The 19,436-nt window shown below is 68.9% G+C and carries 23 protein-coding genes and 1 pseudogene; 4 read left to right on the top strand and 20 right to left on the bottom strand.

Annotated elements, in window-relative coordinates:
* The first annotated feature begins 31 nt into the window (after positions 1 to 31).
* Entirely contained in the window at positions 32 to 1,855 is a 1,824-nt protein-coding gene (locus OG226_RS36685; protein ID WP_328686543.1) for an endonuclease/exonuclease/phosphatase family protein, read from the top strand.
* 65 nt (positions 1,856 to 1,920) lie between these two features.
* Here OG226_RS36685 and OG226_RS36680 read toward each other — a convergent pair whose 3' ends face one another.
* From OG226_RS36680 to OG226_RS36660, 5 genes are all read right to left on the bottom strand, one after another.
* Positions 1,921 to 2,646, bottom strand: coding sequence for an SRPBCC family protein (locus OG226_RS36680; RefSeq protein WP_328684080.1), 726 nt, complete (start codon positions 2,644 to 2,646; stop codon positions 1,921 to 1,923).
* A 43-nt stretch (positions 2,647 to 2,689) separates the two neighbouring features.
* Positions 2,690 to 3,298: an ArsR/SmtB family transcription factor gene (locus OG226_RS36675; protein WP_328684079.1), complete on the bottom strand. Its 609-nt coding sequence runs from the start codon at positions 3,296 to 3,298 to the stop codon at positions 2,690 to 2,692.
* 99 nt (positions 3,299 to 3,397) lie between these two features.
* Positions 3,398 to 4,123 (bottom strand): antibiotic biosynthesis monooxygenase, encoded by a 726-nt coding sequence (locus OG226_RS36670; protein WP_329351230.1) that lies wholly within the window; start codon positions 4,121 to 4,123, stop codon positions 3,398 to 3,400.
* 66 nt (positions 4,124 to 4,189) lie between these two features.
* Positions 4,190 to 4,918 (bottom strand): hypothetical protein, encoded by a 729-nt coding sequence (locus OG226_RS36665; RefSeq protein ID WP_328684077.1) that lies wholly within the window; start codon positions 4,916 to 4,918, stop codon positions 4,190 to 4,192.
* Positions 4,915 to 5,052 (bottom strand): hypothetical protein, encoded by a 138-nt coding sequence (locus OG226_RS36660; protein WP_328684076.1) that lies wholly within the window; start codon positions 5,050 to 5,052, stop codon positions 4,915 to 4,917. The genes OG226_RS36665 and OG226_RS36660 overlap by 4 nt, the downstream gene beginning before the upstream one ends.
* 236 nt (positions 5,053 to 5,288) lie before the next feature.
* On the opposite strand from OG226_RS36660, the gene dapA reads away from it, so the two are divergent.
* Positions 5,289 to 6,194, top strand: a complete 906-nt coding sequence (gene dapA, locus OG226_RS36655) for a 4-hydroxy-tetrahydrodipicolinate synthase (protein WP_329351229.1) — start codon at positions 5,289 to 5,291, stop codon at positions 6,192 to 6,194.
* A gap of 30 nt (positions 6,195 to 6,224) precedes the next feature.
* Here dapA and OG226_RS36650 read toward each other — a convergent pair whose 3' ends face one another.
* Both OG226_RS36650 and OG226_RS36645 read right to left on the bottom strand, forming a co-directional pair.
* Positions 6,225 to 7,460 (bottom strand): WD40 repeat domain-containing protein, encoded by a 1,236-nt coding sequence (locus tag OG226_RS36650; RefSeq protein ID WP_329351228.1) that lies wholly within the window; start codon positions 7,458 to 7,460, stop codon positions 6,225 to 6,227.
* Entirely contained in the window at positions 7,457 to 8,014 is a 558-nt protein-coding gene (locus OG226_RS36645) for a SigE family RNA polymerase sigma factor (RefSeq protein ID WP_329351227.1), read from the bottom strand. The genes OG226_RS36650 and OG226_RS36645 overlap by 4 nt, the downstream gene beginning before the upstream one ends.
* 156 nt (positions 8,015 to 8,170) lie before the next feature.
* Here OG226_RS36645 and OG226_RS36640 point away from each other — a divergent pair, with 156 nt between their 5' ends.
* Positions 8,171 to 8,680, top strand: a complete 510-nt coding sequence (locus OG226_RS36640; protein WP_329351226.1) for a hypothetical protein — start codon at positions 8,171 to 8,173, stop codon at positions 8,678 to 8,680.
* Positions 8,681 to 8,733: 53 nt separating this feature from the next.
* Here OG226_RS36640 and dapD read toward each other — a convergent pair whose 3' ends face one another.
* From dapD to OG226_RS36620, 4 genes are all read right to left on the bottom strand, one after another.
* The gene (dapD, locus tag OG226_RS36635; protein ID WP_329351225.1) at positions 8,734 to 9,723 is read right to left on the bottom strand and encodes a 2,3,4,5-tetrahydropyridine-2,6-dicarboxylate N-succinyltransferase; all 990 of its coding nucleotides are present in this window, start codon (positions 9,721 to 9,723) and stop codon (positions 8,734 to 8,736) included.
* 152 nt (positions 9,724 to 9,875) lie between these two features.
* On the bottom strand, positions 9,876 to 10,166 hold the full coding sequence (locus OG226_RS36630; protein ID WP_329351224.1) for a hypothetical protein: 291 nt from the start codon (positions 10,164 to 10,166) through the stop codon (positions 9,876 to 9,878).
* A 148-nt stretch (positions 10,167 to 10,314) separates the two neighbouring features.
* Positions 10,315 to 10,851, bottom strand: coding sequence for a TetR/AcrR family transcriptional regulator (locus OG226_RS36625; protein WP_329351223.1), 537 nt, complete (start codon positions 10,849 to 10,851; stop codon positions 10,315 to 10,317).
* A gap of 45 nt (positions 10,852 to 10,896) precedes the next feature.
* The gene (locus OG226_RS36620) at positions 10,897 to 11,217 is read right to left on the bottom strand and encodes a DMT family transporter (RefSeq protein WP_318015597.1); all 321 of its coding nucleotides are present in this window, start codon (positions 11,215 to 11,217) and stop codon (positions 10,897 to 10,899) included.
* A gap of 148 nt (positions 11,218 to 11,365) precedes the next feature.
* On the opposite strand from OG226_RS36620, the gene OG226_RS36615 reads away from it, so the two are divergent.
* On the top strand, positions 11,366 to 12,223 hold the full coding sequence (locus OG226_RS36615; protein ID WP_329351222.1) for an AbfB domain-containing protein: 858 nt from the start codon (positions 11,366 to 11,368) through the stop codon (positions 12,221 to 12,223).
* Between the two features lie 18 nt (positions 12,224 to 12,241).
* Here OG226_RS36615 and OG226_RS36610 read toward each other — a convergent pair.
* The 9 genes and pseudogenes from OG226_RS36610 to OG226_RS36570 all read right to left on the bottom strand — a co-directional run bounded on the left by OG226_RS36610 (position 12,242) and on the right by OG226_RS36570 (position 19,292).
* A pseudogene (locus OG226_RS36610) lies at positions 12,242 to 12,628 on the bottom strand (VOC family protein).
* 68 nt (positions 12,629 to 12,696) lie between these two features.
* Positions 12,697 to 13,035, bottom strand: coding sequence for a metal-sulfur cluster assembly factor (locus OG226_RS36605; RefSeq protein WP_019060535.1), 339 nt, complete (start codon positions 13,033 to 13,035; stop codon positions 12,697 to 12,699).
* Entirely contained in the window at positions 13,032 to 13,505 is a 474-nt protein-coding gene (sufU, locus tag OG226_RS36600) for a Fe-S cluster assembly sulfur transfer protein SufU (protein WP_328684066.1), read from the bottom strand. The genes OG226_RS36605 and sufU overlap by 4 nt, the downstream gene beginning before the upstream one ends.
* Before the next feature lie 18 nt (positions 13,506 to 13,523).
* Positions 13,524 to 14,798 (bottom strand): cysteine desulfurase, encoded by a 1,275-nt coding sequence (locus tag OG226_RS36595; RefSeq protein ID WP_328684065.1) that lies wholly within the window; start codon positions 14,796 to 14,798, stop codon positions 13,524 to 13,526.
* Positions 14,795 to 15,562, bottom strand: a complete 768-nt coding sequence (gene sufC / locus OG226_RS36590; protein WP_019060532.1) for a Fe-S cluster assembly ATPase SufC — start codon at positions 15,560 to 15,562, stop codon at positions 14,795 to 14,797. The genes OG226_RS36595 and sufC overlap by 4 nt, the downstream gene beginning before the upstream one ends.
* Before the next feature lie 7 nt (positions 15,563 to 15,569).
* Positions 15,570 to 15,899, bottom strand: coding sequence for a non-heme iron oxygenase ferredoxin subunit (locus tag OG226_RS36585; protein ID WP_328684064.1), 330 nt, complete (start codon positions 15,897 to 15,899; stop codon positions 15,570 to 15,572).
* Positions 15,899 to 17,083, bottom strand: coding sequence for a Fe-S cluster assembly protein SufD (gene sufD, locus OG226_RS36580; protein WP_329351221.1), 1,185 nt, complete (start codon positions 17,081 to 17,083; stop codon positions 15,899 to 15,901). Before sufD ends, OG226_RS36585 begins: the two co-directional genes overlap by 1 nt.
* 56 nt (positions 17,084 to 17,139) lie before the next feature.
* Entirely contained in the window at positions 17,140 to 18,564 is a 1,425-nt protein-coding gene (gene sufB, locus OG226_RS36575; protein WP_328684062.1) for a Fe-S cluster assembly protein SufB, read from the bottom strand.
* Positions 18,561 to 19,292, bottom strand: coding sequence for a helix-turn-helix transcriptional regulator (locus tag OG226_RS36570; protein WP_328684061.1), 732 nt, complete (start codon positions 19,290 to 19,292; stop codon positions 18,561 to 18,563). The genes sufB and OG226_RS36570 overlap by 4 nt, the downstream gene beginning before the upstream one ends.
* Positions 19,293 to 19,436 lie beyond the last annotated feature (144 nt).

Genomic DNA, 19,436 nt, shown 5'->3' with positions numbered 1-19,436 from the left:
GGCACTCATGCATGTCCCCGGAGGGATCCCGTTGCCGAGCAAGTCCTCCGCGCGCCTCGCCGCGCTGACCGTCGCCGCCGTCTGTTCCGTGGCGTCCACGATCGTCCTCACCTCGCCCGCGCACGCCGACAGCGTGCGCATCCATGACATCCAGGGCACGACCCGGGTGTCCCCGTACGCCGGCCAGAAGGTCGCGGACGTACCGGGCATCGTCACGGGCGTCCGCACGTACGGCTCGTCGAAGGGGTTCTGGTTCCAGGACGCGACCCCGGACGACAACCCGGCCACCAGCGAGGGCGTCTTCGTCTTCACCAGCTCCACGCCGAAGGTCGCCGTCGGCGACTCGGTCACCGTCTCCGGCACGGTCTCCGAGTACGTGCCGGGCGGTGCCTCCACGGGCAACCAGTCGCTGACCGAGATCACCAAGCCGACGGTCACCGTCGTCTCCAGCGGCAACGCCGTACCGGCCGCCACGGTGATCAGCGACCGGTCCGTGCCGAGCAGGTACACGCCGGCCGGCGACACCGCCGCGAGCAATTCGGTCAACGCGCTGACGCTGCAGCCCAAGAAGTACGCCCTGGACTACTACGAGTCCCTTGAGGGCATGAACGTCCAGGTCTCGAACGCCCGCGTGGTCACCGCGACCGACCCGTACGCGGAGCTGTGGGTCACGGTGAAGCCGCACGAGAACGCCACCAAGCGCGGCGGCACGATCTACGGCTCCTACGACGCCCAGAACGGCGGGCGCCTGCAGATCCAGTCGCTCGGCGCGACGGCGGACTTCCCGGTCGTCAACGTCGGCGACAAGCTGACGGGCACCACGGCCGGCCCGCTGGACTTCAACCAGTACGGCGGCTACACCCTCGTCGCGAACGAGATCGGCGCCGTGAAGAGCGCGGGCCTCAAGCGCGAGACGACGAAGAAGCAGTCGAAGAGCCAACTCGCGGTGGCGACGTACAACGTCGAGAACCTCGACCCGTCGGACGGCACCTTCGACGCGCACGCCGCCGCGATCGTGAACAACCTGCAGTCCCCCGACATCGTGTCCCTGGAGGAGATCCAGGACAACAACGGTGCGACGGACGACGGCACGGTCGACGCGAGCGTCACGGTGAACAAGCTGATCGACGCGATCGTCGCGGCGGGCGGCCCGAAGTACGACTGGCGCTCGATCAACCCGGTCAACGACCAGGACGGCGGCGAGCCCGGCGGCAACATCCGCCAGGTGTTCCTGTTCAACCCGCAGCGGGTCTCCTTCACCGACCGCGCGGGCGGCGACTCCACGACCGCCGTCGGTGTCACCAAGGTGCACGGCAAGGCCCAACTCACCGCGTCCCCGGGCCGGATCGACCCGGCCAACGCGGCCTGGAGCGCGAGCCGCAAGCCGCTCGCGGGCGAGTTCGTCTTCAAGGGCAGGACGGTCTTCGTGATCGCCAACCACCTGATCTCCAAGGGCGGCGACCAGCCCCTGACCGCGCAGTACCAGCCGGTCACCCGCAGCTCGGAGACCCAGCGCCACGCGCAGGCGACGGCGGTCAACGCCTTCGTCAAGGAGATCCTCGCCGCGCAGAAGGACGCGAACGTCATCACGCTCGGCGACATGAACGACTTCGAGTTCTCCGACACCGCGAAGATCCTCGAAGGCGGGGGCGAGCTGTACTCGGCGATCAAGTCCCTGCCGAAGAACGAGCGTTACACGTACGACTACCAGGGCAACCAGCAGGTCCTGGACCAGATCCTGATCAGCCCGTCGATCCGCAAGGACTGCTTCGAGTACGACAGCGTCCACGTCAACTCGGAGTTCAACGACCAGATCAGCGACCACGACCCGCAGGTGCTGCGCTTCCAGCCGTAGCACCTACGGGGAGCCACGGGGGGCTCACGGGGGGGGTGGACGGGGTCTCGCCGACTTGCACCAGGTCAGGCGAAGGCCCCGTCCAGCCAGTTCTGCCAGGCGAGTTCGTTCGTCTTGGCGTCGGCGTCCGCGGCGAAGTCGTGGACGCCGACGCCGACCGGCGCACCCCAGTGGTTGCGCCCGAAGAAGCGGATCAACGCACCTTCCGTGCGCAGCCCGATGAAGTACGGACTGCGGAAGTCGAGTACGGCGTCCAGGAGTTGCCCCTCGGGCCCGCGCGCCCGCACCCGCGCCCCCTGGGCGGCGTCGTCCGCGAGGCCGAGCGCCCGGGCCGCAACTTCCAGTGCGTCGGGGGCGGTTGAGGCATCGGGCCCGTTGAGTGTCGCGAAGGCGACCGGCCGACCGGCGAAATGGGTCACGTACTCGCGCAGGGTGTGCATGTAGAACGCGTTGTGCTTGCTCGCGCCGTCGTACTGGTTGTCCCAGTCGTCGGTGAAGATCCCGCTGTGCACATACCGCACCCACGCCCGCCGGCCGTCGTCACGGGGCTCGATGGTCTCGTCGATCTGGTTGAGGCTCTGGATCGGGAAACCGACGTCCTCGGTACGGGCGGTGAGCCGGTGCGGCGGATCGAAGTTCGTGAGCGTGGACCCGAAGGGCCCGACCCGCTTCTCCGCGTCGAACTCCATCGGCCACAGCCACCCGCCCGTACCGGACGTGATGGCGTCCCACACCTCCCACGGCGTGGCGTCGACCTCGAACTCGTAGACGATCTCGAATTCCTTGGACATGGCTGGCTCCTGAGTACTACTGGTTCTAGTGGTTCTACTGGCTCTATTGGTCCAGTTCCGGGGTGGGTGGTGTCTTGAGCGTGGGGTGGACGGCGACGACGATCCGGTGGTCGCGGCCCTCCTCGGCGTCACCCGCGTCGTACTTGCGGATGAGGGCACTCACCCCTGCGGTCAACTCCTGGATGAACGCGGCCCGGTCGGCGGCGGAGGCGAAACGCACCTCGCCGTCCAGCGCGTAGGTCGCCAGCCGCTGGTGGGCCTTGGTCGCCCCGGTGATCAGCGAACCGACGTCCCGCACCAGCCGGGCGCCGAGCGCCAGCAGCCAGCGCGCGGAGAGCTGGTCGCGGAACCGGTCCGGGTCCGGCTGCACGGCGGCGAGCGCGAGCGGCGAGATGACGTACGACGCGGCGGTCGCCCGCATCACCCGCTCGGTGACATTGCCCTTGCGCCGCTCGCCGTCCAGCTCGACCAGGCCGTGCCGCTCCAGCGCCTTGAGGTGGTAGTTCACCTTCTGCCGGGGCAGTCCGACCTTGCCGGCCAGCATGGTGGCCGACGCGGGTCCGGCCGCCAGTTCGGCGAGCAGCCGGGCCCTTATGGGGTCCAGCGAGACGGCTGCGGCCTCGGGGTCCTCGATCACGGTGACGTCCAGCATGCGTCCACCGTCCCACCGAACACTTTTTTTGTCCAGGGGGGTGAGATTGTCGGTGGGCAGGGCCTGCGGCGCGGAGGCGGTGGCTATCGGAGGCGGTGGCTATGCGGGGACGAGGCCGAGCGCGTGGTCGTAACGGCCGACCGTGGAGCTCTTCAGTCCCGGCCAGGTCTGGACGCGTTCCCAGAGTGCGGTGGCGGAGCCGATGCCGTCGCCGGAGGCGGCGAGGGCCTCCAGGTGGGACCGGGCGCTGTCCCACTCGGCGTAGTTGAGGACGCGGGTGCCGTCGGTGGAGAGGTGGAAGTGGGCGGAGATGCCGCCGGGGTGCGGCGCGGGTTCGTTCTCCAGGGCCTCGAACACGGCGTCCACCCAGGCGCGTTGACGGTCGGGGTCGGGGCCCTCGAACTCGACGTCGACGATCACGACGCACCCGGGGACGCGCCTGGGGACGGGCCCGTTCCGGTCCGCCGGGGTGCCGCCGCTGCGGTAGTGGCGGTAGCGGCCGAGGCCGAGGCGCTCGATGCCCGGTACGGCGGTGTCGATCTCGTCGACGCGCTCCTGTCGGTGGGACTTGACGAAGGTCTCGTACGCCGACTCGCTCGTCCACTGCGAGTAGTGCAGCAGGGTGGAGGCGTCGTGGCCGGTGTGGACGTGGTAGCCGAGGAGGTCGTCGGCGGGCCAGGGTCGGCGTTCCCAGGCACCCGCGATCGCCTCGACGGACTGCCGTTGACGCAGGGGTGTGCCGACGCGCCAGGTGCTGAAGAAGGGGGCGCCGACGCGGGGGTCGGCGAGGTCGGGGTGGGAGTCGGTGCGGTGGGTGGCGGTCATGCGGGCCTCCGATGATCGGTACGGGTGTGTGTACCGATCAGCCTTCAACCTCGACCGAACTTGAGGTCAAGGCCTGCCTTGTTGCTGCCCGCCGCGCCCCTCCAGACGCGCCAACCGGCTCTGGAACCAGTCGAGACGGGCCTGCAACAGGGCTGCCTCCGCGACGAGTTCGGGCACACCGAGCCCTTCGGGAAGGCCGGGGTCGACGGCCGCCGCCGGACCTCCCGGGTCGCCTGAGCCGCCCGGGTTTCCTGAGTCGCCGCTCCCCGCCGCCACCCGCAGCCCGTCCCCGGCCAGCCGGGCGAACTCCGCGAGCGAGACGGACGTACGGCTGCGGACGCAGCCCGCGCAGGCGGCGGCCAGGGCGCGCCAACCGGGCCTGCCCCAACCGGCGTCGGCGAGGGCGACGGCTCGGGCGCCGCAGGCGCAGGGGCCGACGGTGGCGGTGCGGACGCGTTGGCGGGCGTAGCGGAAGCCGAGTTCGAAGCGGATGTAGGTGCCGAGGACGGTGATGTCGAGGAGGACCGCCGCGCGGTGCTCGGCGGTGCACAACAGGGCTTCCGCAGCCGCCCGTTCGTGCACGCAGTGGAAGCCGCAGTCGCAGCGTCGCGCGGGCGAACGGTGCCGGCGGCCGTACACGCAGGACGCGTCGGCAACGACTCCGTACGGCAGCGCGCCGCCCAGCGACACACCGGTGAACCCGGCCCGGGTGCCGTCCTGGGACAGCACCGGGTGGGCGATCTTGAATCCGGTCGGCGGCTCCGTCGGGCGTTCCTCGGGGAGCCGCAGCCTCATCGGGCGGCCGGGACCTCTTCGGGCGCCTTCTCCTCCGCGAACTCCGCGATTCCCTCGGGGAGTTCGAGCTCTTCCTCGTGGATCTGCGGCCGCTCCACGGCGACTCCGGTGGCCAGTGCCTTGCCGAGCTTCATGACGCCTCCCGTGACCAGGGGTGGATCAACTTCTCACGCCGGTGACCTTCCTGGCCATGGTGACCCATGAGGGGGTCAATTGGACATAGGGCCTTGATGGGCCGGGGGGGGTGGCAAGGGCCGCCCTCATATCCGCGCCTCCCTTTGCCACACACCCCCATTGCGCAGCATTTCTTATCAATATCCGGTAGAAAAATTAAGTGGTTCTTCACTATCGCTCTGCCGAGACTACTCCCATGACGACCGCACCCCGCTCCACCCCACCCCCCTTCGGCCGCGCCCTGTGCGCGATGATCACCCCCTTCACCGAGGCCGGGGAACTCGACCTCCCCGGTGCTCAACTCCTCGCCGAGCGGCTGGTGTCGGCGGGCTGTGACGGGCTCGTGCTGTCCGGGACGACCGGGGAGTCGCCGACCACGACGGACGCGGAGAAGTCGGCGCTCATCACCGCCGTCCGCGAGGCCGTCGGCGACCGGGTTCCCCTCGTCTCGGGCGTCGGCACCTTCGACACCCGGCACACCGTGGAACTCGCCCTCCAGGCCGAAAAGGCGGGCGCGGACGGGGTGTTGGTGGTCTCGCCGTACTACAGCAGGCCCCCGCAGGACGCCCTGGAAGCACACTTCCGCGAGGTCGCCGACGCGTCCGGCCTCCCTCTCGTCCTCTACGACATCCCGGGCCGCACCGGCACCCGTATCGAACCGGAGACCGTCATCCGGCTCGCCGAGCACCCCAGGATCGTCGCGGTCAAGGACTGTTCCTACGACTTCCTCGGCGCCCAAAAGGTGCTGAACCGGACGGAGTTGGCGTACTACGCGGGCTGCGACGAGCACATTCTCGCGCTGTACGCGGTGGGCGGGGCGGGTTACGTGAGCACCGTCGCGAACGTCGTCCCGACTCAACTCCGGGCGATCCTCGACGCGTTCGAGGCGGGCGACACCCCCGTGTCCGCCCGCCTCCAGCAACGCGCCACACCGCTCATCGAGTTGATGATGGCGGCTGGGCTGCCCGGCACGGTGACGGTCAAGGCGCTGCTCAACTCGCTCGGCCTGCCCGGGGGTTCGGTCCGGGCCCCGCTGCGGCCCGCCGGCCGGGAGGCGGTCGACGGGCTGCGGGCGGCGTACGAGGAGTTCGTCGCCGTATGACCGGACCGGCGGCACGTCGGTGCCGGTCGGTCAGCGGGTGGCGAAGACGGGCTTCCACCGTCCGGCGCTGACGTCCGTGCCGCCCCCCAGGAAGCCGCTCAGCGGTACCTCCTTGTCGCTGCCGATGGTGACCAGCACGAGCCGTGCATGGAACTCGCTCTTCCCCGCCCCCGAATCCCCCTTCCCGATGTCCCAGGCGATGAGCGACCTGTCGTCGGCCCAGGCGAGCAGTTCCTGCCCGCGGATCTCGGTCTTCTCGCCGGTGGCCGAGTCGATGACGTACGACGAGGTGGTCCACGACTCCCCCGCGAAGTCACCGGCGACGTGCCTGCCGTCGGGGGAGAGTCCCGCGTCGATGTACGAGACCAGGTACTTGCTGCCGTTCTCCGGCGCGGGGACTTCGGCGCCGGTGGAGTCGTAGAACAGCTTGTTGACTTCGGTGGAGGGGACGCCGGCCCAGACGTGTCTGTCGTCGGAGGTGAAGGCGAAGTCCTCGCGGTTGTTGACGAGGGTGTTCAGGCCGTCCGCCCGCTCGCCGCCGACCGCGACTCCGCCCCAGGTGCTCTTGCCGGAGGCCACGTCGAAGATGTAGAAACCGGTGCGGCTCGACGGCCTTTCGGGCTCCCCGACGTTGGGGTCCGCCGGTTGGAAGTTCGCGTCGGGGTTGTAGGTGTAGGTCGTCGCGACCAGTTTCCGGCCGTCGGCCGAGAACGACAGACCACCGACCTTGTGACTGACCTGGATCCACCGCTTCACCTCGCCGGTGGGCAGGTCGAGCAGGCCGATCCGGGAGGCGGGCAGGGTCCGTTCCAGGACGGCGGCGGTCTGCATGCCGGGTGCGACGGCGACGAACGACCACTTGGGGGCCTTCACGTAGGTGCCGCTCTTGCGGTCGAACAGCCAGTAGGTGCGCTCGGTGACCTTTTCCGTGGCCGACTTCTTGACCGTGGTCGGGATGTAGTAGGCGGCAAGTGCCGTGTTCCCGGCGGCGATCAGCTCGCGCGGCGGCGACTGGTCCGGGTGCGCGCTCGTCCTGTCCGGGTCCACGACACCCGACGGACGGACGTCGTTCTTCCCCGAGTCGAGCATCGGCACCCCGATTGCGACGGCGACCACGGCGACCGTGGCGGCGACGACGGTCACGAGCCTTCGGGTCCGGCGGCGCCTTCGGACGGCGAGTACCCAGTCGGCGAACCCCGGTCCCGCCGGGGGCTGTTCGGCGGCCTGCTCGCGCAACGTGTCGCGCAGGAGATCGTCGACGTTCACGGGCGCACCTCCACGGGCGAGTGGTCACGGGACGGCCCGAGCTCGGTGTCGGCCGGGCCCAGGGCGGCCAACTCCGGTGCGAGGACGCGCAGTCGGGCCAGGGAACGGTGAGTGGTGGACCGTACGGTGCCGACGGAACAGCCCAGCAGCCGGGCCACTTCGGCCTCCGGCAGGTCCTCGAAGTAGCGCAGCACGAGCACGGTGCGCTGGCGGGCGGTGAGCCGGGACAGCGCCTCGCGCATCACGACGCGCAGCTCGGCGGCGGACGAGGCGTCCGCGTCCGCGCGGGTCTCCGGCGGTTCGGCGACGGTCAGTTCGCGTCTTCGCCACTTCAGCCGCCACCGGCTGACCTGCTGCCGGTAGAGGATCTGCCGTACGTACGCCTCGGGTTCGTCGATCCGCTCCCACCGTCCGGCCGCCTTGGCCAGGGCGTTCTGCAGCAGATCCTCACCGGCGTACCGGTCTCCCCCGCTGAGCAGCACGGCGGTCCTCAGCAGCGCCGACGACCTGTTGTCCACGAAGTCCCGGAAACCTTCCAGCCCTTCGGCATCCATCGTCACCTTCACTCACTTCCCCGACGGCACACGATGCCCCGCCCCTGTGTTCCTTGGGACGCGTGTGGACAGCTTCCGCTATGCCTGTCGGCGCGAGAAAGTTCGGCACGCGAGAATTCCGACCGCCCCAGCCAACCGTTCCCCTACGGTGGCCACATGAGCCGCCGCCCCCTCCTGTTCCTCGACGTCGACGGCCCCCTCAACCCGTACGCCGCACAGCCGGAACGCCGCCCCGAGGGCTACACGACGATCCGGGTCACCGTGCCCGACCGCCCCCGCCCCCTACGGGTCTGGCTGAACCCCGCGCACGGCCCGGCGCTCCTCGACCTCGGCTACGACCTGTGCTGGGCGACCACGTGGATGGCCGCCGCGAATCGCTGGATCGCCCCGGTCGTCGGCCTGCCCGAGCTGCCGTACGTCGACTTCGGCGACGGCCTGTTCGCCGAGCGGCCCGACGGGGTGCACTGGAAGACGGAGACGATCGTGGCGTACGCCGAGGGCCGTCCGTTCGCCTGGGTGGACGACGAACAGAGCGCGCCGGACGGTGAGTTCGTGACCGCTCACCATCCCGGCCCGGCGCTGCTGCATCACGTGAACCCCCGACTCGGGCTGTGTGAGGGCGACTTCACGGCACTGGCGGAGTTCGCGGCGACCGTACAGAAATGAGCGAGCGCCCTCCCGATGTTCCGGAGGGCGCTCAACTGCACTTACGCCGCTGATCAGTTGTGGCTGTGCAGGATCTCGTTCAGGCCGCCCCAGACCGCGTTGTTCGGGCGGGCCTCCACCGTGCCGGTGACCGAGTTGCGGCGGAAGAGGATGTTGGAGGCGCCGGAGAGTTCGCGGGCCTTGACGATCTGGCCGTCGGGCATCGTGACGCGGGTGCCGGCGGTGACGTAGAGGCCGGCCTCGACGACGCACTCGTCGCCGAGCGCGATGCCGACGCCCGCCTCGGCGCCGACCAGGCAGCGCTCGCCGATGGTGATGCGGACGTTGCCGCCGCCGGACAGCGTGCCCATCGTGGACGCGCCGCCGCCGATGTCCGAACCGTCGCCGACCACGACACCGGCGGAGATCCGGCCCTCGACCATCGACGTGCCGAGCGTGCCGGCGTTGAAGTTGACGAAGCCCTCGTGCATGACGGTCGTGCCCTCGGCGAGGTGCGCGCCGAGGCGGACCCGGTCGGCGTCGGCGATACGGACGCCCTTGGGGGCCACGTAGTCCGTCATGCGCGGGAACTTGTCGATCGACGTCACCTGGAGGTGCAGGCCCTCGGCGCGCGCGTTCAGCCGCACCTTCTCGACGTCGTCCACGGCGACCGGGCCGAGCGAGGTCCAGGCGACGTTGGCGAGGAAGCCGAACATGCCGTCCAGGCTCTGGCCGTGCGGCTTGACCAGGCGGTGCGAGAGGAGGTGCAGGCGCAGGTAGACGTCGTGCGCGTCGAGCGGCTTGTCGTCGAGGGAGGCGATGACCGTGCGGACCGCGATGACCTCGACGCCCCGGCGGACGTCAGGGCCGATCGCCTTGGCCGCACCCGCACCGAGCAGCTCCACGGCACGCTCGGCGGACAGGCTCTCCGTACCGGCGGGCCCGGGTTCGGCGGACAGTTCGGGCGCGGGGAACCAGGTGTCGAGTACGGTCCCGTCGGCGGCGACGGTGGCGAGCCCGGCGGCAACGGCGCCGGTGGTGCGGGGTGCGGTCGTGTCGGTCATGAGGGAAACCTAACCTGGCGGGGGCGGCCGGGACCAACTCGTCCACGGGGCGTCTCAGGGAACGACACGCACGGGCTCGTAGTACGACGGCAGGGGTACGCGCGTAGTACGGCGGCAGGGGTCCGCTCGTACGTACGGCGGGAGGGTCCGGCTCAGCCGCGCTCGCCGGCCTTGTCCACCACCGCCCACGCCGCCGTCGAGCTGCCGCCGACGACCGTGCCGAACAGGAGCATCCGCGTCCCCGTGATCAGATGGGCGACCAGGAGGACGCTGTTCCCGGTGCAGTCCGACTGGGCCTGGGTCCGCCCCTTCCGGTCGGCGACGGCGTTCTCGTGCCGGAGGAACTTCACGGTCCGCTCCTCGTCGGCGGGCAGCGCCGTCAGGACCCGGTACATCTCGCGCGGCGAACGGTCGTCGCCCTCCCCGTCGTTCTCCAAGTGCATGGGGGTGACGATGAGTTGGGGCGCTGCCCCTCGGAGGCGATACCCTCGGACGCCGCCGCGGTGCCGTCGTAGCGGATCCAGCTCGGTGCGTCGACGGCGTCGAACTGCCCTCGTGTCGGCTCCTGTTACCCGGTGGGGATCGAAGAGTTCACGGAATCACCCGCCCCAACACCTCCCGTGCGTACGCCTCGTCGTACGCCGCGCCCGTCAACAGCACCTGCAGACAGATCCCGTCGATCAGCGCGACGAGCGCCCGCGCGGTCACCGGGTCGGTCCGCCGGGCCAGTTGGTCGGCGAGGTCCCGGGCCCACTCGTCAGCGACGGGGCGCAGGGCGGGGCGGCGCAGGGCGGCGAGATACAGCTCGTACTCCAGCTCGACGCCCGTGCGGTCACCCGCGAGCCACTCCCCCATCCAGCCGGCCAACTCCCCGGCCAGGTCGGTGCGCGGGTCCTCCAGACCACCCCGTGAGGCGATCACCTTGGCGAAGGCCTCGTTGGCCTGGCGCAGGGCGGCGACCATCAGTTCGTCGAGGGTCTTGAAGTGGTACGTCGTCGAGCCGAGCGGAACATCGGCCTCGGCGGCGACGGAACGGTGACTCAGGCCGGCGATGCCCTTGGCCCCGACCACCCGGATCGCCGCGTCGATGATCCGCTGCCGCCGCTCGGGGTCGTAGCGCCGGGCCATCAGTGCGTGCCTCCCTCGACCATCAGCGCATGCCTCCCTTGGCCATCAGTGCGCGCCGCCCAGGTTGAGGACCACGACCCCGACGATGATCAGCGCGATGCCGGCGGCCTTCGCGAGGGTCATCCCCTCGCCGAGGAACACCGTCCCGATCCCGACGATGGCGGCGGTGCCGAGGCCCGCCCAGATCGCGTAGGCCGTACCCACCGACATGGACTTCAGCGTCTGCGCGAGCAGCGCGAAGGAGAGCACGTATCCGAGGACCGTGAGGACCGACGGCCACAGCCGGCTGAAACCGTGGCTGAACTTCATGGCGGTGGTGCCGCCCACCTCCGCGGCGATCGCCGTGAGGAGCATCAGGAATCCCATGTGTACGAGTGTACATAACGGAATCTCATAGAAACCGCTCACTGAAAGGGCTGCTCGGACACCTCTCGCTCCACTACTGTTTCACCGTTCACACACCTGGCTTTCACGGTCACGGCCGTCGCCATGGTCGCCGCTGGAGGAACAGCGCATGCCAGACAGTTCACCCCCACCCTCCCCCAACTCTCCCTGGGAGAACGGCTGGAACCCCGACACGTCCCGGGCCCCCGGAACCCGCCGGCTCTATCTGGCCGGGGCGCTCGCCGTCACCACGATCGTCGTGTGCGTCACGGCAATCGTCGTGACGGACAAGCAAACCGACGACACGTCACGCACGAAGAAGGCGGACTCGACGGCACCGGCGGGCGCGGACGGCCCCGGCCTGCTCTCGTTCGCGTCCCCGTCGAACCAGGGCACGCCGACGCCGGACGAGCACAAGTCGAGCTCGGGCTCGGCGGGGACGCCCGGCAGCACCACGTCGGCCACCGCCGCGGAACAGAGCAAGGAACCCTCCGCGAAGGCGCCGTCCCCGTCCAAGTCGACGTCGTCCCACGGGAGTTCATCCGGGTCGTCGGGCTCCTCGTCCTCCACCTCATGGAAGTCGGTCCGCTCGGTCAACTACCCGGACCGCTACTGGCAGGTGAGCGGCGACTTCGTCAAGCTCAACCCGGCCACCTCCGCCGCGGCCCGCCGCGCCGCCACCTTCAAAGTGATCAAGGGCCTTGCGAACAGCTCCTGTTACTCCTTCACGACGGCCGACGGCACCTATCTCCGCCACCGCAACTTCATCCTCCGCGCGGAACGCAACGACGGCTCCCCCCTCTTCAAACAGGACGCCACCTTCTGCCCCCGCCCGTCGCCCTACTCCGGCGCGGTGATGCTGGAGTCGGTCAACTACCCGGGCCGCTTCCTCCGCCACCAGAACTTCCAACTCAGGCTGGACCGCTACCAGGACAGCACCCTGTACCGGTCGGACTCGGCGTTCCGGTTGGTGGCGGGGCTCAACTAGGTGGGCTCGACCAGGGGCTCAATCAGGCGGCGCGTCACGAAAGGCGATGAGCGAGGCCTTGGGTCGTAGTACGCAGAACTCGTTCCCCTCGGGGTCGGCGAGCACCACTCAGCCCACGGCCTCGCCCTGTCCGACGTCGACCCGCCGCGCGCCCAGCGCGAGGATCCGCTCGACCTCGGCCTCCTGATCGTCGGGGGCGAGGTCGAAGTGGAGTCGGTTCTTGACGGTCTTCGGGTCGCTCACCGGCATGAAGCAGATACCGGTCTCCGCGAACTCCCCTGCCCCGATGACCACTTCACGCGGTTTCTCGGACAGCACCCGCCAGTCCAGCACCCCGCCCCAGAAACGGGCGAGCCCGGGAAGGTCGTACGCGTCGATGACGACGTGATGCAAAGAAACGGCCATACCCCAAAGGTATGGCCGTTCCCGGTGAGCCCGAAGGCTCGGAGCCGCTCAGGCAGGCTCAGACGTTCTCAGACGTTGAACCCCAGCGCCCGAAGCTGATCGCGGCCGTCGTCCGTGATCTTGTCGGGGCCCCACGGCGGCATCCACACCCAGTTGATGCGGAGTTCGTTGACGAGGCCGTCCGTCGCGGACTTGGCCTGGTCCTCGATGACGTCCGTCAGCGGGCAGGCCGCCGAGGTCAGGGTCATGTCGATGGTGGCGATGTTGGCGTCGTCGATGTGCACGCCGTAGATCAGGCCGAGGTTGACGACGTCGATGCCCAGTTCGGGGTCGACGACGTCGAGGAGGGCCTCGCGGACCTCCTCCTCGGAGGCGGGCTTGATCTCCATGGTCTCGGTGTCACTCATGCCGTCTTCCTTTCCGCGTCGGAGTCGGCTCCGCCCAGGGCCTGGGCCGTCGCGTCCTTCCACGCCATCCAACTGAGGAGGGCGCACTTCACCCGTGCCGGGTACTTGGAGACACCGGCGAACGCGATCGCGTCCTCCAGCACCTCCTCCATCGCGTCGTCGGGCTCGGTCCTGCCCTTGGACTGCATCAGCTCCAGGAAGGTCTCCTGGATCTTCTGCGCCTCGGACAACTCCTTGCCGACGAGGAGGTCGTTCAGTACGGAGGCCGACGCCTGGCTGATGGAGCAGCCCTGACCCTCGTAGGAGATGTCCGTGATCTGCTCGCCGTCGTACTTCACGCGCAGCGTGATCTCGTCGCCGCACGTCGGGTTGACGTGGTGCACCTCGGCGTCGCCATCCCGCAAGCCCCGGCCGTGCGGGTGCTTGTAGTGGTCCAGGATGACTTCCTGGTACATCGAATCCAGCTTCACGGTCTCAGTTCACGTCCCTCAGCCGAAGAAGTTCCGTACGTGCTCCAAGCCGTCGACCAGTGCGTCGATCTCGGCCGGCGTGGAGTACAGATAGAACGACGCTCGCGTGGTCGCAGGAATTCCGTAGCGCAGGCAGACCGGTCGGGCGCAGTGGTGGCCGACCCGGACCGCGATGCCTTCCTCGTCCAGCACCTGGCCCACGTCGTGCGGATGGATGTCACCCAGCGTGAACGAGATCGCCGCGCCCCGGTCCTCGGCCGTGGTGGGGCCGATGATCCGCAGGTCGGGAACGTCCAGCAAGCGCTTCACCGCGTACTCGGTCAGCGCGTGCTCATGGGCGAGGATCTTGTCCATGCCGATCGCCGACAGGTAGTCGATCGCCGCGCCCAGACCGACCGCCTGCGCGATCGGCGGGGTGCCCGCCTCGAACTTGTGCGGCGCGGGAGCGTACGTCGACGAGTGCATCGACACGGTCTCGATCATCTCGCCGCCACCGAGGAACGGGGGGAGGTCTTCGAGCAGCTCCTGGCGGCCCCAGAGGACGCCGATGCCGGTCGGGCCGCACATCTTGTGGCCGGTGAAGGCCACGAAGTCGGCCTGGAGGGCCTGCACGTCCAGCGGCATGTGCGGCGCGGCCTGCGAGGCGTCGATCAGGACCAGGGCCCCGACCTCCTGCGCGCGACGCACGATCTTCTCGACGGGGTTGACCGTGCCGAGGATGTTCGACACCAGGACGAAGGAGACGATCTTCGTCTTCTCCGTGATGATCTCGTCGATGTTCGAGAGGTCGAGGCGGCCGTCGTCCGTGAGGCCGAACCACTTCAGCTTCGCGCCGGTGCGCTGCGAGAGCAGCTGCCACGGCACGATGTTGGAGTGGTGCTCCATCTCCGTGATGACGATCTCGGTCTCGTGGTCCACGCGGTAGGGCTCGTCGGCCCAACCGAGCATGTTCGCAACGAGGTTGAGCGACTCCGAGGCGTTCTTGGTGAAGATCACCTCGTCGCGGCTGGGCGCGTTGATGAACGTCGCGACCTTGTCGCGCGCGCCCTCGTACAGCGCCGTGGCCTCCTCGGCGAGCACATGCACACCGCGGTGGACGTTGGCGTTGTAGCGCTCGTAGTACTCGTTCAGGGCGTCGAGTACCTGGCGCGGCTTCTGCGAGGTCGCCGCGTTGTCCAGGTACACGAGCTTCTTACCGTCGTGGACCGTGCGGTCCAGGATGGGGAAGTCCTTGCGGATCGCCTCGTCGAGTAGTTGAGATGAACTCGTGAGGAGGCCCGGCAGCTGCGTCACGCTGATACGCCACCCTTCGTGGTGTAGGCCTCGTAGCCCTCGTTCTCCAGCTTGTCGGCGAGCTCGGCCCCGCCGGACTCGACGATCCTGCCGCCGGAGAAGACGTGCACGAAGTCGGGCTTGATGTAGCGCAGGATGCGCGTGTAGTGCGTGATCAGCAGGGTGCCGACCTCGCCGGTCTCGCGGACGCGGTTGACGCCCTCGGAGACGACGCGCAGGGCGTCGACGTCCAGGCCGGAGTCGGTCTCGTCGAGGATCGCGATCTTCGGCTTGAGCAGCTCCAGCTGAAGGATCTCGTGGCGCTTCTTCTCACCGCCGGAGAAGCCCTCGTTGACGTTGCGCTCGGCGAAGGCCGGGTCCATGGAGAGGCGCTCCATGGTCTCCTTGACCTCCTTCACCCACGTACGCAGCTTGGGGGCCTCACCGCGGATGGCGGTGGCGGACGTACGGAGGAAGTTGGAGACGGACACACCGGGGACCTCGACCGGGTACTGCATCGCGAGGAACAGGCCGGCGCGGGCGCGCTCGTCGACGGACATCTCCAGGACGTCCTCGCCGTCGAGGGTGACGGTGCCGCCGGTGATCGTGTACTTCGGGTGGCCCGCGAGCGAGTAGGCGAGGGTGGACTTGCCGGAGCCGTTCGGGCCCATGATGGCGTGGGTCTCGCCCTGCTTCACGGTGAGGTCGACGCCCTTGAGGATCTCCTTCGTGGCGTTGTCGGCCTCGACGGTGACGTGCAGGTCGTGGATTTCAAGCGTTGCCATGGGTTCCTCAGGACTCCTGGGTGAGGGAGGCGCGTACGTCAACGAGGACGCTGCCCCCTTCGATCTGTACGGGGTAAACGGGTACGGGGCGCGTGGCGGGAAGGCCGGACGGCTTGCCGGTGCGCAGGTCGAACGCGGAGCCGTGCAGCCAGCACTCGATCTGGCAGTCCTCCACGTCGCCCTCGGAGAGCGAGACGTTCGCGTGCGAGCAGATGTCGTTGATCGCGAACACCTCACCTCCGGTCTTCACGACCGAGACCGGCGTGCCGTCGAGTTCCACCCGCTTCGGGGTGTCCTCCTCCAGCTCGCCGAGGCCACAGGCGCGTACGAAGGCCATCAGACCGACGCCTCCAGCTCCGCGTCGATCTTCTCCAGCAGGCGCTCCTGGATGTCGGCGACACCGATCTGCTGGACCAGCTCGGCGAAGAAGCCGCGGACCACCAGGCGTCGGGCGTCGTCGGCGGGGATGCCGCGGGCCATCAGGTAGAAGAGCTGCTCGTCGTCGAAGCGGCCGGTCGCGGAGGCGTGTCCGGCGCCGACGATCTCGCCGGTCTCGATCTCCAGGTTCGGCACGGAGTCGACGCGGGCGCCGTCGGTCAGCACGAGGTTGCGGTTCATCTCGTAGGTGTCGGTGCCCTCGGCGGTGGCCTCGATGAGGACGTCGCCGATCCACACCGCGTGGGCGCCCTCGCCCTGCAGCGCGCCCTTGTAGATGGCGTTGGACTTGCAGTGCGGGACGTTGTGGTCGACCAGGAGGCGGTGCTCCTGGTGCTGGCCGGCGTCCGTGAAGTACAGGCCGAACAGCTCGGCCTCGCCACCGGGTCCGGCGTAGGTCACGCGCGGGTGCAGTCGTACGAGGTCGCCGCCGAAGGTGACGACGAACGACTTGAACGTGGCGTCCCGGCCGATCAGGGCGTTGTGCTGGCCGACGTGCACGGCCTTGTCGTCCCAGTCCTGGACGGAGACGACGGTGAGCTTCGCGCCGTCGCCGACGACGTAGTCGACGTTGGCGGCGAGGACCGCGTCACCGGTGTGGTCGATGACGACGACGGCCTCGGCGAAGGCTCCCAGCTCGATGACCTGGTGGCCGTAGGCGACGCCGCCCTCGCCGTGCACGACGATGCGGATCGGCTCGGTCAGGACCGTCTCCTTGGGGACGGTCACGACCGAGGCCTTCTCGAAGGACGAGTAGGCCTGCGCGGCCACGCGGTCCACCGGGGTGCCGGCCTTGCCGAGTCGCGCGTCGTCACGGCCGACGGTCTCCACGGTGACCCCCTCGGGGGTCCCGATGGCGACCTTCACGCCGTCGCCGGTGGCGACCGCGGTGCCGTCGTGCAGCCCGCGCAGGCGCTCCAGCGGGGTGAACCGCCACTCCTCCTCGCGGCCGTGGGGGACCGGGAAGTCCGCCACGTCGAAGGAGGGGGGCGCGCTCATGCGCGTGGCGACGGTCGACTCGGCGGCCACCGCGATCGATCCGGCGGTGGTGGACGATCCCACCGTGGAGTTCTGAGCCTCAGCCATGGCTGTCGTAGTGCTCGCTTTCTGTGATCAAGAAGTGGGCCGGCAGACGGTCGGGGTCAGCCGACCGAGCCTTCCATCTGGAGCTCGATCAGCCGGTTGAGCTCCAGGGCGTACTCCATGGGCAGCTCCTTGGCGATCGGCTCGACGAAGCCGCGCACGATCATCGCCATCGCCTCGAACTCGGTCATGCCCCGGCTCATCAGGTAGAAGAGCTGGTCGTCGCTGACCTTGGAGACGGTCGCCTCGTGGCCCATGGACACGTCGTCCTCGCGGACGTCCACGTACGGGTACGTGTCCGAGCGGGAGATCGTGTCGACGAGCAGCGCGTCGCACAGCACGTTCGACTTGGAGCCGTGGGCGCCCTCGCCGATCTCGACGAGACCGCGGTAGGACGTACGGCCGCCGCCGCGCGCCACCGACTTGGAGACGATGTTGGAGGACGTGTTCGGCGCCATGTGGACCATCTTGGAGCCGGCGTCCTGGTGCTGGCCCTCGCCCGCGAAGGCGATGGACAGGGTCTCGCCCTTGGCGTGCTCGCCCATCAGGTAGACGGCCGGGTACTTCATCGTCACCTTGGAGCCGATGTTGCCGTCGATCCACTCCATGGTCGCGCCCTCGTAGGCGACGGCGCGCTTGGTGACCAGGTTGTAGACGTTGTTCGACCAGTTCTGGATGGTCGTGTAGCGGCAGCGGCCGCCCTTCTTCACGATGATCTCGACCACCGCGGAGTGCAGGGAGTCCGACGAGTAGATCGGCGCCGTACAACCCTCGACGTAGTGCACATAAGCGCCCTCGTCGACGATGATCAGCGTCCGCTCGAACTGGCCCATGTTCTCCGTGTTGATACGGAAGTAGGCCTGGAGCGGGATCTCGACGTGCACGCCCTTCGGCACGTAGATGAAGGAACCGCCGGACCACACGGCGCTGTTCAGCGACGCGAACTTGTTGTCACCGACCGGGATGACGGTCCCGAAGTACTCCTTGAAGAGCTCCGGGTGCTCCTTCAGCGCGGTGTCGGTGTCCATGAAGATGACACCCTGCGCCTCAAGCTCTTCGTTGATCTGGTGGTAGACGACCTCGGACTCGTACTGCGCGGCGACACCGGCGACGAGGCGCTGCTTCTCCGCCTCGGGGATGCCGAGCTTGTCGTACGTGTTCTTGATGTCCTCGGGCAGGTCCTCCCAGGACTCCGCCTGCTTCTCCGTGGAGCGCACGAAGTACTTGATGTTGTCGAAGTCGATGCCGGAGAGGTCGGAGCCCCAGTTCGGCATGGGCTTCTTCTCGAACAGGCGCAGGCCCTTGAGCCGGAGCTTGGTCATCCACTCCGGCTCGCTCTTCTTGCCGGAGATGTCCCGGACGACGTCCTCGTTGATGCCGCGCTTCGCAGAGGCACCGGCCACGTCGGAGTCGGCCCAGCCGTATTCGTAGGTGCCCAGGCCCTCAAGCTCGGGGTGGGCGGTCTCCTCGATGGGGAGCGTCATGCGGGGTTCCTCCCGGCGGTACGTGCAGATGCGTTCGGTGGATCGGAAACGGTCTTGGAATTCTTCGGGATAAACGTGGTGCACACGCCGTCGCCATGGGCGATGGTGGCCAGCCGCTGGACATGGGTGCCGAGCAGTTGGGAGAAGAGCTCGGTCTCCGCCTCGCACAGCTGCGGAAACTGCTCGGCGACATGGGCGACCGGACAGTGGTGCTGGCAGAGCTGCTCACCGACCGGTGCGCTACGCGCCGTAGCAGCGTACCCGTCCACGCTCAGGGCCTTGGCCAGGGCTTCCGCGCGGTGCTCGGGCGCGGCGGCCTCGACGACCTCGCGGTAGGCGATGGCCTGGGCGGCCATGCGGTCACGAGCGAAGGCGACGACGGCCTCGCCCCCGCCTCCGTGCGCCGCGATCCAGCGCAGCGCGTCCGCGGCGAGCTTGTCGTAGGACTGGTCGAAGGCGTCGCGACCGCAGTCGGTCAGGGCGAACACCTTCGCGGGGCGGCCACGCGTACGCGCTCCGTAGACCCGCTGCTCACGTGCTTCCACGACGTCGTCGGCGACGAGTGCGTCGAGATGACGGCGTACGGCGGCCTGGGTCAGCCCCAGCCGGCCGGCGAGGTCGGTCACGGTCGACGGGCCGTGGTCCAGGATGGAGCGCGCGACACGGTTGCGGGTGGACCGCTCACCGGTCGCGAGTTCCTCCTGCGGAGCCTCGCCAACGTTTTTCACAACGCCATTGTTGCGTAATTCCTCAGGGGCGGGCAACCCGTGTCCGGCGGATGGACGGTGCGCTGTATCACTTAGGTATACCTAATCTGACCTGCGGGAACGATCTTTGATCGATCAATTCACTGGCGCCACCGACCCCCTTCG

The sequence above is a fragment of the Streptomyces sp. NBC_01261 genome, assembly GCF_036226385.1.
Classification (GTDB): Bacteria; Actinomycetota; Actinomycetes; order Streptomycetales; family Streptomycetaceae; genus Streptomyces.
Note: the sequence above shows the minus strand (reverse complement) of the source record. Positions and strands in the feature narration are given on the sequence as shown.